This window comes from Rhizobium sp. 01T444 (assembly GCF_056398305.1).
Genome location: NZ_JBFTPD010000045.1, coordinates 23,158 through 35,531, shown reverse-complemented (window position 1 = coordinate 35,531; position 12,374 = coordinate 23,158). Strand labels below are relative to the sequence as shown.

Annotated in this window: 9 protein-coding genes and 1 pseudogene; 9 read left to right on the top strand and 1 reads right to left on the bottom strand. The window is 60.7% G+C overall.

Features of this window, described 5'->3' with window-relative positions; all coding sequences use genetic code 11:
- From AC1DTN_RS34560 to AC1DTN_RS34530, 7 genes and pseudogenes are all read left to right on the top strand, one after another.
- A pseudogene (locus AC1DTN_RS34560) lies at positions 1–255 on the top strand (bifunctional methylenetetrahydrofolate dehydrogenase/methenyltetrahydrofolate cyclohydrolase); the annotation flags it as partial.
- Between the two features lie 114 nt (positions 256–369).
- Positions 370–1,503 carry an aminomethyl transferase family protein gene (locus AC1DTN_RS34555; protein ID WP_477924597.1) on the top strand — a complete coding sequence of 378 codons (1,134 nt, stop codon included), beginning with the start codon at positions 370–372 and terminating at the stop codon, positions 1,501–1,503.
- A gap of 11 nt (positions 1,504–1,514) precedes the next feature.
- Positions 1,515–2,120, top strand: coding sequence for a dimethylamine monooxygenase subunit DmmA family protein (locus tag AC1DTN_RS34550; protein ID WP_477924596.1), 606 nt, complete (start codon positions 1,515–1,517; stop codon positions 2,118–2,120).
- On the top strand, positions 2,117–3,082 hold the full coding sequence (locus AC1DTN_RS34545; protein ID WP_439018212.1) for a PDR/VanB family oxidoreductase: 966 nt from the start codon (positions 2,117–2,119) through the stop codon (positions 3,080–3,082). The genes AC1DTN_RS34550 and AC1DTN_RS34545 overlap by 4 nt, the downstream gene beginning before the upstream one ends.
- A gap of 20 nt (positions 3,083–3,102) precedes the next feature.
- Positions 3,103–4,143 carry a heme-dependent oxidative N-demethylase family protein gene (locus AC1DTN_RS34540; protein ID WP_477924595.1) on the top strand — a complete coding sequence of 347 codons (1,041 nt, stop codon included), beginning with the start codon at positions 3,103–3,105 and terminating at the stop codon, positions 4,141–4,143.
- A gap of 83 nt (positions 4,144–4,226) precedes the next feature.
- Positions 4,227–5,564 (top strand): NAD(P)-binding domain-containing protein, encoded by a 1,338-nt coding sequence (locus AC1DTN_RS34535; RefSeq protein ID WP_477924593.1) that lies wholly within the window; start codon positions 4,227–4,229, stop codon positions 5,562–5,564.
- Positions 5,565–5,682: 118 nt separating this feature from the next.
- Entirely contained in the window at positions 5,683–6,282 is a 600-nt protein-coding gene (locus tag AC1DTN_RS34530) for a PAS domain-containing protein (protein WP_439018210.1), read from the top strand.
- Between the two features lie 6 nt (positions 6,283–6,288).
- On the opposite strand, the gene AC1DTN_RS34525 is transcribed toward AC1DTN_RS34530, so the two are convergent.
- Positions 6,289–8,658 (bottom strand): DUF1989 domain-containing protein, encoded by a 2,370-nt coding sequence (locus AC1DTN_RS34525; protein WP_477924592.1) that lies wholly within the window; start codon positions 8,656–8,658, stop codon positions 6,289–6,291.
- Between the two features lie 247 nt (positions 8,659–8,905).
- On the opposite strand from AC1DTN_RS34525, the gene AC1DTN_RS34520 reads away from it, so the two are divergent.
- Both AC1DTN_RS34520 and AC1DTN_RS34515 read left to right on the top strand, forming a co-directional pair.
- Positions 8,906–10,690 (top strand): APC family permease, encoded by a 1,785-nt coding sequence (locus AC1DTN_RS34520; protein WP_477924591.1) that lies wholly within the window; start codon positions 8,906–8,908, stop codon positions 10,688–10,690.
- A gap of 672 nt (positions 10,691–11,362) precedes the next feature.
- Positions 11,363–12,355: an LLM class flavin-dependent oxidoreductase gene (locus AC1DTN_RS34515; protein ID WP_442207341.1), complete on the top strand. Its 993-nt coding sequence runs from the start codon at positions 11,363–11,365 to the stop codon at positions 12,353–12,355.
- Positions 12,356–12,374 lie beyond the last annotated feature (19 nt).

Genomic DNA, 12,374 nt, shown 5'->3' with positions numbered 1-12,374 from the left:
GAAATGGTCAGGGCCGATTGGGTCAAGCCCGGTGCCACCGTCATCGACGTCGGCATCAACCGCATCGCCGCACCCGAGCGCGGCGAGGGCAAGACCCGCCTCGTCGGCGATGTCGCCTTTGCGGAGGTTTCTCCGGTCGCCGCCGTCATCACCCCGGTGCCGGGTGGCGTCGGCCCGATGACGATCGCCATGCTGATGGCCAATACGGTGATTGCCGCCCATCGCTCGGCAGGGCTGACGCCGCCGATATTCTAAGGAAAGTGCCATTGGGACAGCCGACAAAAATCACCGGGATCGGCTTGCCACAGCGTGAAAGACGAATATAGTCAGGAAATAAATATTCCGTAGAGGAAATAAGAGGGAACGGAAATGGCATTATCTTGGCGTTTCTCCGCCTTGGCGGATCGGCATCGCGCTCTGGGATCGAAGCTCGAGGACTGGAGCGGAATGGGAACCGCCTGGACCTACGACAAGAACATGTCAGACGAGCATGTCGCGGTCCGCACCAAGGCCGGCATCATGGATGTCTCGGGCCTGAAGAAGGTGCATCTTGTCGGCCCGCATGCGATCGCCGTGCTCGACTATATCACCACCCGCGACATGACGAAGATCTATCCCGGCCGCTCGGTCTACGCGACCATGCTGAACGACCGCGGCCACTTCACCGACGATTGCATCGTCTACCGCACCGGCCCGAATTCCTGGATGCTGGTACACGGCTCAGGTTCCGGCCACGAGGAACTCGTCAAGCAGGCGGCCGGCCGAAACTGCGCCGTGCTCTTCGACGACGACCTGCATGACCTGTCGCTGCAGGGCCCGATCGCGGTCGATTACCTCGCCAAATATGTGCCCGGCATCCGCGACCTCAAATATTTCCATCACATGCAGACGACGCTGTTCGGCGCGGCGGTCATGATCTCGCGCACCGGCTATACCGGCGAGCGCGGCTACGAAATCTTCGTGCGCGGCCAGGACGCCGTCATGGTCTGGGATCGTATCGTCGCAGAAGGCGCCGATATGGGCATCATTCCCTGCTGCTTCTCTGTGCTCGACATGCTGCGCGTCGAGAGCTACCTGCTGTTCTATCCCTACGACAATTCGCAGATGTATCCCTTTGCCGACCAGCCGCCCGGCGACAGCCTGTGGGAACTCGGCCTCGATTTCACGGTCAGCCCCGGCAAGACCGGCTTCCGTGGCGCCGAAGAACATGCGCGGCTAAAGGGCAAGGAACGCTTCAAGATCTTCGGCATGCTGATCGACGCGGACGCTCCGGCCGATCTCGGCGACGAGGTCTTTGCCGACGGCAAGAAAGTCGGCGTCATCACCTGCCCGAGCTATTCGTCGCTGACGAAGAAATCCATGGCGATTGCCCGTCTCGATGTTGACAAGGCGGTGCACGGGGCGAAACTCGAAGTACGCGGCAAGACCGTCAAGACGAGCGCCACCGCCCATACGCTCCCCTTCGACGATCCGGAGAAGAAGAAGAGGACTGCCGTAGGTTAAGGAGCACGCGAATGCTCGTTGCAGGCATCAAGAGCCGACCAGTCTACAAGGGCCTGACCATCCAGCCGCACGCCCGGCGGCACATTTTCGCGCTCGAAGGGGAGGGCGCCAAGGCTCTCCTCGACCAGCAGCCGGTGCTTGACGAGGCAGCCCTTTCCCGCAGCGAGATCCTCTATGTCGCCCGCGGCTCCCAATGGTCCGGCCTGGACGAGGCGCTGCGCCATCTCGGCGCCGACATGTTCTTCACGGCCCCGACGATCGGGACGCTGCTCTTTCGGTTGAAGGGTTCGCTCGCCACCGCCCATATGGGCACGCGGCTTTATATTTCGGGGACGGAAGGCTTCATCGGCCAGGCGATGCTGGTGGCGCTCGAATACGGCATGGACCATGCCTCCATCATCACCGAGCATCGCGGCTCGCTGGCTAGGCGCGTGCAATGTGTCCATTGCAAAGGCATCACCGACGACGTCACCGTCAGCCCCTTTTCCTGCAGCCATTGCGGGCTGACGCTTCTCGTGCGTGACCATTATTCGCGCCGGCTCGCCGCCTTCCAGGGCGTCAATATCGATGCGGAAGAGCCCGGCAGCGCGCCCAATCCGGAGGAGTTGTTCCTTTGAGCGGTGGTACAGAAATTCCCGTCCGCGTGGTGCGGATCACCCCGATCGCCGAGCGCGTCAAGCGCTTCCGCTTCGAGCGGCTGGACGGCAAGCCGATGCCTTATTTCTCCGGCGGCGCCCATGTCATCGTCTCGATGAACGATGGCGGCCATATGCGCCGAAACGCCTATTCGCTGATGTCGCCGCCGCATGATTGCGCCGCCTATGAGATCAGCGTGCTGCACGTCGAGGATTCGCGCGGCGGCTCCACCTTCATGCATGAGAAGGTCAGCGAAGGCGACGAGCTGAAGGTCAGCTATCCCGTCAACCTGTTCCAACCGGATTGGCGCGGGCGCAAGCATCTTCTGATTGCCGGCGGCATCGGCATTACGCCCTTCATTGCGATGATGGAGCAGTTTTCCCGCGAAAGCGCCAATTTCGAACTGCATTACGCCATCCGCACGCGGGACCGCGGCGCCTACTGGCGGGAACTGCTGGAGCGCTACGGTCCGCATCGCATCAAGATCTATTGCGACTCCGAAGGCGGCGCCATTCCTCTGACACGGCTGCTCGACAGCCAGCCGCTCGGCACGCATCTTTATGTCTGCGGCCCTACAGGCATGATCGACGGCGTGCTGAAGACGGGGCTGAATGCCGGCTGGCCGGAACAGAACCTGCATTCGGAACGGTTCCTGTCGTCGCTGCCCGGTAAGCCCTTCGCGATCGAGCTGCTGCGATCTGGCAAGACCGTGAAGGTCGGCCATCACGAAAGCATGCTGGAGGCGATCGAGGCGGCGGGTGTCGACGCGCCCTTCCTCTGTCGCGGCGGGGCCTGCGGTCAATGCGAGACCGGGGTCGTCACCTGCGACGGCAAGCTGCTGCACAATGACGTCTATCTGACGAGCGAAGAAAAAGCATCCGGCCGCAAGGTGATGATTTGTGTTTCCCGCTTCGAGGGAAACACGCTGCATCTCGATCTTTGACGGTAAAAAGGAGACCGGACATGGCAATCGCCTTCAAGCAGGAAACGTTCCGGGACGATTTCAGCTATCGGAACAGCCCCGGGAACATCTGTCGCTTCCCGTTTCCCTTCGACCGCGACGAATACATGTATTCCGTCAACATGGAGCCGCATGTGCGCGGCCGGGCGGACACCGTTTACGAAAACCTGATCGACGTCGACGAGCACTATGTCGCCGAGATGCGCGATCGCGCGCTGGTGTTGAAGGAAGACCCGCTGCGCTATCAGGCTCTGCCGCACATGATGAGCGCGCAGTGGGACACGCTCGAACTGCTGATGGAAGAGCAGGCGGCGGGTTATCCCGACCACTTCACGCTCATCCGCAACGGGGACCAGTGGCGCTGGATCAATCGTCCGCTCGGCATCGACGACAGCTTCACCTTCGGCGATGCTTCGACGCTGCCCTATGAGCCGTTCGAATATGTCACCCGCCAGGCCCAGGGCGATTTCTGCATCGTCGACCAGCGCGACGGCAATCTCTGGATGGATGCCGGTATGGTGACGACGCAGGCCGACTGGTCGCTCGATTTCGACCTCGGCATGAACTTCATGGAATGGCATGGACCGGTGCCGCTCGCCCACCAGATCGGCGTCTTTGACCGGGCTTTGAAATTCCTGCTGAACCTGCAGCAGGGCAAGCCGACCCGGCGCTTCAACTGGACGATGACGATCAATCCGCGGCTCGACACCAGTCCTGAGAATTATCACAAATGGGGTCCCGACCGCACGACGGTGACGCCTGACAATGTCGGCGAGAAGGTGCATCTGCGCGTCGAGCTGCAAAGCCTCTGGCGTCTGCCGCGCTCGAACGCCATCCTCTTCGTCATCCGCTGCTATTTGATGAACATGGAAGAACTCGTCACCGTGCCGAAATGGGCGCGGCGCTTCCCGCGCGTGCTGAAGACGCTGCCGCCAGAGCTCATCGACTACAAGGGCCTCACCCGCTTCCGCGAGACCACGATCGACTGGCTTTCCAAATACGACGATGGGGCGCCGACCAGCCCCGGCATTTATCCGGACTGAGGCGCAGCGATGCGCACCAGCGCCGTGCGTCTTCTCAGACGCGCAAACTAAGCAATGACATATAATCAAGAGGGGAATGCTTCATGACAAGAGTTGCCGTCATCGGCGCCGGTCCTTCCGGGCTTGCCCAGTTGCGGGCCTTCCAGTCGGCCGCACAGAAGGGTGCGGAGATCCCGGAGATCGTCTGCTTCGAAAAGCAGTCCGACTGGGGCGGGCTCTGGAACTATACCTGGCGCACCGGCCTCGACGAATATGGCGAGCCGGTCCACGGCAGTATGTATCGTTACCTCTGGTCGAACGGCCCGAAGGAATGCCTCGAATTCGCCGATTATTCCTTCGAGGAGCATTTCGGCAAGCCGATCGCCTCCTATCCGCCGCGCGCCGTGCTGTGGGACTATATCAAGGGCCGCGTCGAGAAGGCGAATGTCCGCCACTGGGTACGTTTCAGCACGCCGGTGCGCATGGTCCGCTTCGATGATGTCACGAAGAAATTCACGGTGACGGCGCATAACCGCGTCGAGGATCAGATGTACGACGAGGAATTCGACTATGTCGTGGTGGCGAGCGGCCACTTCTCGACACCGAACGTGCCTTATTTCGAGGGCGTGAAAACCTTCAATGGCCGCGTCCTGCATGCCCACGACTTCCGCGATGCGCTAGAATTCAAGGGCAAGGATATCCTCATCGTCGGCCGCAGCTACTCGGCCGAGGATATCGGCTCGCAATGCTGGAAATACGGCGCCAAGTCGGTCACCACGAGCTATCGGTCGAAGCCTATGGGGTTCAACTGGCCGGATAATTTCGAAGAACGGCCGCTGCTCACCAGGCTCGAAAACCGCACCGCCCATTTCCTCGACGGTTCAACGAAGGAAGTTGATGCGCTGATCCTGTGCACGGGATACCAGCATCACTTCCCCTTCCTGCCCGACGAGTTGAGGCTCAAGACTGCCAACCGCCTCTGGGCGGACCATCTCTACAAGGGTGTGATCTTCGACAGGAACCCGCAGCTTTTCTATATCGGCATGCAGGACCAGTTCTACACCTTCAACATGTTCGACGTGCAGGCATGGTGGGCGCGCGACGTGATGATGGGTCGCATCACCCTGCCGCCGGAAGAGGAACTGAAGGCGAATTTCGACATGTGGCGGGCCCGCGAGGAGACGCTCGAGGATGCCGAGCAGATGATCTGGTACCAGGGTGACTACGTGAAGGAACTGCTCGCCGAAACCGACTATCCGAGCTTCGACATTGAGGGGACCAACAAGACCTTCATGGAGTGGGAGCACCACAAGGCGGAAAACATCATGGGCTTCCGCGATCACGCCTATCGTTCGCTGATGACCGGCAACATGTCGCCGACGCACCACACGCCCTGGGTCAAGGCGCTCGACGATTCCATGGAGGAATATCTGCGCAACTGATCTTTCCCAGGCTCCCGCGTAACCGAGAAAGGGTCGTCCGTCGCGACCCTTTCCGGCGTGTTTGAAATGAGACGAAGCAAACCCGATCTGCAACTCATTTTCTCAAGGCGTGGTCTTCATGGATTTTCAGAGCAGTGTTCTCGGCCGCATGAGCGGTTTTCTCTATCGTTGCCGTGCGGATGAAAATTACACGATGCTGGAGATGACCGATGGCATCGAACGCATCTTCGGCTATCCGGCAGAGGAGATTATCGGCAACAGCACACGCACCTTCACCTCGATCATGTGTGAAGAGGACGTGCCGCTGATGGATGAGGTCGTCGGCATCGCGCTGGAAAGCCGCACCGACTGGACGATGGAATATCGTATCCGCCACCGTGACGGATATTATGTCTGGGTGACGGAAACGGGTGGGGGCATCTGGGACGAAAACGGCGAGCTGCTCTATCTCGAGGGCAGCATTATCAACATCGAGTCACTCTACCGGCGCATCGACGAGCAGACCGCCGGCATGCGCATCACCGCCTCGAAGACTAACGAGATCCTGCAATCGCTGCGCTACCTGAAGCTGCTCGCCGTCAATGCCGGCATCGAGGCGGCAAGGGCGGGGACGGCGGGTTCCGGCTTCGCCGTGCTCGCCGCTGAGATGCGTCAGCTCGCCAATTCCTCCGAAGAGGCCGCAAGGGCAATCACCAGTGCCCAGCGCAGGGCGGAATAGTGGTTTTTACGAACGCGGCCGGGTCTTCTGCGGATCGTAGTGCGACAGCGGCACCACGATCGCCGGCAAGCGCTTCTGCTGGCCGTCGAGCTTGCCGATCTCAACCTCAGTGCCGACGGCGGCACGGGTGACGTTGACGCGGGCGAGCGCAATCGTCTTGCCGAGGATCGGAGAGCGCGTGGCACTGGTGATAACGCCGACCTGGGCGCGGCCAACATGGACGCAATCGCCGTGGCCGACCGCGTCGTTCGCCTGTATGTCTAGACCGACCATCACGTGGCGCGGATGCTCCTTGCGGCGCAGGAGCGCCTCGCGGCCGATGAAATCGTCCTGCTTGGATTTTAGCGGCACGGTGAAGCCGATGCCGGCCTCGAAGGGGTCGGTCTGGTCGTCGAATTCGTGATGGGCGAAGACGAGGCCTGCCTCGATGCGGACCATGTCGAGCGCTTCCAGTCCCATCGGCTTCAGCCCATAGGGTTCGCCGGCCTTCCAGACGGCATCGAAGACGGTCAGCGCATCCTTCGGATGACAGAAGATCTCGTAGCCGAGTTCGCCGGTATAGCCGGTACGCGAGACGACGACCGGAGTGCCTTCAAAGCCACCTATACGGCCGACTGTGAAACGGAACCATTCGAGCTCGCCGATCTCAGGCTGGCGTGGCGCCGTCCAGATGATCTCCTTGAGGATGTCCCTGCTCTTTGGTCCCTGCAGGGCGATATTGTGCATCTGGTCTGTCGAAGAGCGTACCCAGGCCTTGAAGCCCTTCTTCTCAGCTTGTTCGCGCAGCCATATGCCGCTGTAGTCGTCGCCGCCGATCCAGCGGAAATTCTTGTCGCCGAGGCGGAAGAGCGTGCCGTCGTCGATCATGCCGCCGTGCTCGTAACACATGGCGGAATAGACAACCTGCCCGGTCGACAGCTTGCGCACATCGCGCGTCAGGCAATATTGCAGCAGTTCCTCGGCATCCGGGCCCGTGACTTCGAATTTGCGCAACGGCGACAGGTCGATGACGGCGGCCTTCTCGCGGCAGGCCCAATATTCCTCGACCGGACCTGCGGAGGAAAACCGGTTTGGCAGCCAGTAGCCGCGATATTCGGTGTAATCCCGCGTCAGTGCCGAGAGGCGGGGGTGGAAGGCGGTTTCCCGCGTCAGTTCTGCATCGGCGTCAGGGGTCATGCGATAGGCTACCGCTCTTGAGAATTTTTCTTTTCCGGAGAAGGTGCGCACGTGGATATCGGTCGGATCCCAGCCGTTGGCCGCATCGATATCGTCGGGGCAGGAGGAGGAGACGCAGACGAGATCGGTCAGCGCCCGCATCAGCACATAATCGCCCGGCCGCGACCATGGCTCGTCGAGATAGAGCTGGTTGTTGTGGTCGATATTCGTATTGTAGAAATAATTGAGCGCCTCCCAGCCCTTCCGGCCAGCTATGCCGTAGGGCGCCAGCGCCGCGTTGAAATTGTCGGTGCAATTGACATGGCGGGGATAGCCCATGTCGTCGTAGTAGCGCGAATTGCAGGCGGTCGCGAATGCGTCATGGCGGCCGACCGTGTCCTGGACGACCTCCACCAACGGCTCGAAATCGCGGTCGAAAGCCTTGGACGGCAGGCCGGGGGCGGGATAGCTGCGGCCGAGCAGGGTGCGTGTGACGGTGGAATCGAGCGCAAGATCAAGACCCTTGTCGACCTTGCGGGCGGCGAAGGCCTGGAAATCGGTGCATTGCCTCCCGTAGACATCGATGATCTGGATGAACTCTCCGGCACGGACGAAATAGGCCGAGGCGGTCGCCGCCTTGATGCGGATGTCCTCGATCGGATCGGCCATCGGCTCGGGGAGGGCGGCGGCATAGTCGCGGATCAGCCTGCTGCGCCTGATGCGGATCTCGATCGGCGTTGCCGTGTCCTGCGCGTCAGGCGACATCGCCGTTGCAGGTGCGGCGGCAATCAGCAGACCCTTCATCGTGATCGCAAACTCCGCCTTGCTGCCCGGAATGGAGGCTTCGCTGAACATGCGGATCGCACCTGCCGTGGCGAGATCGGCACCGCGTCGCTCAAGCGCCGCGCGGGTCCGGTCGGCGCCCTCATCACCTGAAGAGAGAATGGCCTTTAGTCCTTCGGCCGAGCCGGTGAAGGCTGCGCCGAGGCCGGTCGATTGAAACCGGCCATTTTCGTCGAGGAAGGAAAGCTCGCAGGCTTGTCCACCTTCGCTGTCGATTAGGGTGACGTGGTCGCCTGCCTCGACGCGAACAACAAGGGATCCACCGCCCTTGCAGCGGTAACGCTCGACACCCTCGGGCAGCGCGGGGATACCGGGATAGCGGATGATGCTTGCCGATACCGGTCGCACCCCTGACATCCGGGGATGGAGATCTCGCATGTGGTCCTCATGGGATTGATGTGCTCTCCGGCACGCAAATCATGCTGACAAAATGCCGCCCGAAAGTAAAGGGATGTTGACTAAAAAGAAAATATCTTCACTATGCATAAAGGGTCGAGACTCGGAAATCCGCTCGGGAACGCGGATCGAGAAAATGCCGGGCAGCCCATGCAATGCCACGGGAGGCGCGTTCAGGGAGACGTACGCAAAGCTACGTCCCGAACAAATAGAATGGGGAATTTCACCGATGACGGATATCGTGGACGCCGGCGTTGCCGCCGGCACCGAAGGTAAACTTATACGCGCGCTTGACTGGAAGGGTGCGTTTTGGGTGGCAGCCGGCGTGCCACCGCTTGTTCTCTTCTCCATCGGCGGTATTGCAGGTACGACCGGCAAGCTCGCCTTTGTGGTCTGGATCATCTCGATGATCATGGGCTTCCTGCAATCCTTCACCTATGCCGAAATCGCCGGCATGTTCGGCAACAAGTCGGGTGGCGCATCGGTCTATGGCGCCACGGCCTGGCTGCGCTATTCGAAATTCATCGCGCCGCTGTCCGTCTGGTGCAACTGGTTTGCCTGGTCTCCGGTGCTTTCGCTCGGCTGCGCCATTGCGGCCGGATATATTCTCAATGCCTTCTTCCCGATCCCGGCAGCGGATTCGCAGGCGGTCCTCGCCTGGATCAGCGCGCATGCCGCTTCGATCACGGCCGATAGCCCCCGCGTCGCCGAATATATTGCTGCCCATGCCGGCACTTCGCCTGAGGATGCGGTCAAGGCGCTGCTGAGCGCGGACGGCGTATCCGCGCTGACGCCGGCGRTCCGCAGCTGGTCRCTCGTCAGCTTCAGCATTCCCTTCCTGGCCACCGCCAATATCAACGCCACCTTCTTCATCGGCGGCATCCTGATGCTGATCATCTTTGCGATCCAGCATCGCGGCATCTCCGAGACGGCGAGCGTCCAGAAATGGCTGGCGATCATCGTGCTCGTACCGCTGCTCATCATCGGTCTTTATCCGATCATCAGCGGCCAGATCGTTAGCTCCAACGTCACCGGGCTGGTTCCGCCAACGGCGGCCTATGCCGGCACCGACGGTACCTGGAGCAATGGCGGCTGGACGCTGTTCCTCGGCGGTCTCTATATCGCCGCCTGGTCGACCTACGGTTTCGAGACTGCGGTCTGCTATACGCGCGAACTGAAGAACCCCAAGACGGATACCTTCAAGGCGATCTTCTATTCCGGCCTTGCCTGCTGCTTGTTCTTCTTCCTCGTACCTTTCGCCTTCCAGGGCGTGCTCGGTCATGCGGGCATGCTGGCGCCGGGCATCATTGACGGGACGGGTGTCGCCGAAGCACTCGGCGGACTGATCGGCGCCGGCCGTGTCGTCACCCAGCTTCTCGTCGTGCTGATGATCATGGCGCTTTTCCTCGCCATCATGACGGCGATGGCAGGCTCCTCGCGCACGCTCTACCAGGGCTCGAAGGATGGCTGGCTGCCGAAATATCTCGACCATGTCAACGAACACGGCGCCCCGACCCGGGCGATGTGGACGGACTTTGCCTTCAATCTTTTCCTGTTGGCGATCGCGTCCGATGCTGGCGGCTATTTCTTCGTGCTCGCGGTCTCCAATGTCGGTTACATCATCTTCAACTTCCTGAACCTTAATTCCGGCTGGATCCATCGCATGGATTCCGGTCATGTCGAGCGTCCCTGGAAGGCCCCCACCTGGCTGATCGGCGTCAATACCGTGCTTGCCTTCGTCAACGCGCTCTTCCTCGGCGCCGGCGCGAAGGTCTGGGGCTACGCCAACGCGCTCTGGGTCGGCTTCATCTTCGCCGCGCTTATCCTGCCGGTTTTCGCCTATCGCCACTACGTCCGCGACGGCGGCAAATTCCCGGCCGGCGCCATGGACGACCTCGGGCTCGTGGGCCAGGACCTCGGTGTCAAAAAGGCCGGGATATTGCCATACCTCGCGCTTGCCGGCGGTCTCGCCATCGTATTGATCGCCAACTGGATCTTCCAATTGCCCGCTTAAGGATTGTCGGCCGGGGTATTCTGACAGATTTGTCTGATGCTCGGGCTCGGGCAGAGAAACCATATGCCTGCAGAGGCGTCAGTTGGAAACGGCTGACGCCTCTGCACGCATCTATGCGGTGTCAGGACCCGCCGGAACGTCCGAGGCCACCAAGACTATGACTGCACTCACACACCTGAAAGATCGACTTCTCGGGCAGAAGCCGGTCGGCGTTGACTGCGGTGCCTCGGACGCTCGAGCTCCATAGATATGTGACTGTCAACGGCATCGATATCTCTTCCCGCGAGTAGGGCCTGAAAACGCACCCGTGGTGCTGTTGCCGCCCGACTATCCATGCTCGTGTACGAACTCCGAACCTCATACCAAGGTTTTGCGACGCCGATCAGCGATCGAGAGGCAATTTTCACCGTGTGATCTCTGAATAGCATTCATAACATCCTGTGCCGCGTCGTCGGCGCGGTCGGCCATCTGCTCGCCCTTTCGGCTTGTCGCGGTCGTGGCTCTCAGGGCGCGTGATCCGCCTATCGGTGAGATGCGTTTTGAAGTTCGCTTTCCATTCCGTCTCCCAAACGCTTTTTCCTGCTGCTGCCCTGAAATGAGAAAGCGATTTCTTATAATCCATATTATCTACTGCTTTTATAGACAATATGGATCCGGATGAGGCGTTTTCGCATGACCTATTTTCTCAGCCTTCTCGACAAGAGCCCGATCGAACAGGGAAAAAGCGCTAGCGAAGCCTTGCAGGCAAGCGTGCGGCTGGCGATCCGGGCCGAGGAACTCGGCTATCATCGGTTCTGGGTCGCCGAGCATCACAATATGTCTAACCTGGCGAGTTCTGCGCCGGAAACACTGATTGCCTATCTCCTGGCGCGGACTTCGAAAATTCGCATCGGGTCGGGCGGGGTGATGCTCCAACATTACAGCGCCTACAAAGTGGCCGAGACCTTCAATCTTCTCGCCTCGCTTGCGCCCGGCCGCGTCGACCTCGGCGTCGGCAAGGCGCCAGGCGGCTTTCCGCTGTCAACGCGGGCTCTTCAGGCGGCTTTCGATCCAGAAAGGAAGCCGGATTTCGCCGTCCAGCTTTCCGACATCAACACCTATCTTGCGGCTGATCCCAACTATGAAGGTGTGCAGGCGACGCCCTTTCCGCCTCATGCGCCGGAGCGCTTCCTTCTCGGCGCAAGCGTCGAGAGCGCAGTACTTGCCGCAGAGAAAGGCTGGGAGCTGGTTTTTGCCGGTCATCTCAACGGCGATCCGGAGAACCTGCGCAAGACTTTTGAAGCCTATGAACGCGCCTCTGATGGCAAGAGGCCGATCCTCGCGCTGGCTGCCTTCGCGGCGGACAATGAGGAGCAGGCGCGCGAGCGCGTCTGCAATCTGCGCATCGTCAAGGTCTTCCTGCCGAACGGCCAGACCGTGAATGTCGGCAGCGAGGAACAGGCGGCCGAATTCGCAAGGCAGGCCGGTGTCACCGAGTATCGCATCGAGGAAAAAGTGCCGAGCGTGCTGCACGGTACCGCAGCCCAGATCCGCAAGGAACTGGACGAGCTGCATCGCCGCTACGGGGTCAAGGAATTCATTCTCGATACACCGGCACTCGCCGCTTCCGAGCGGCTTTCCTCAATCGAGTTGCTCGCCAAGGAACGGCTTTCCCTCGCAGCCTGACCATCCCCAGGAGGATTGA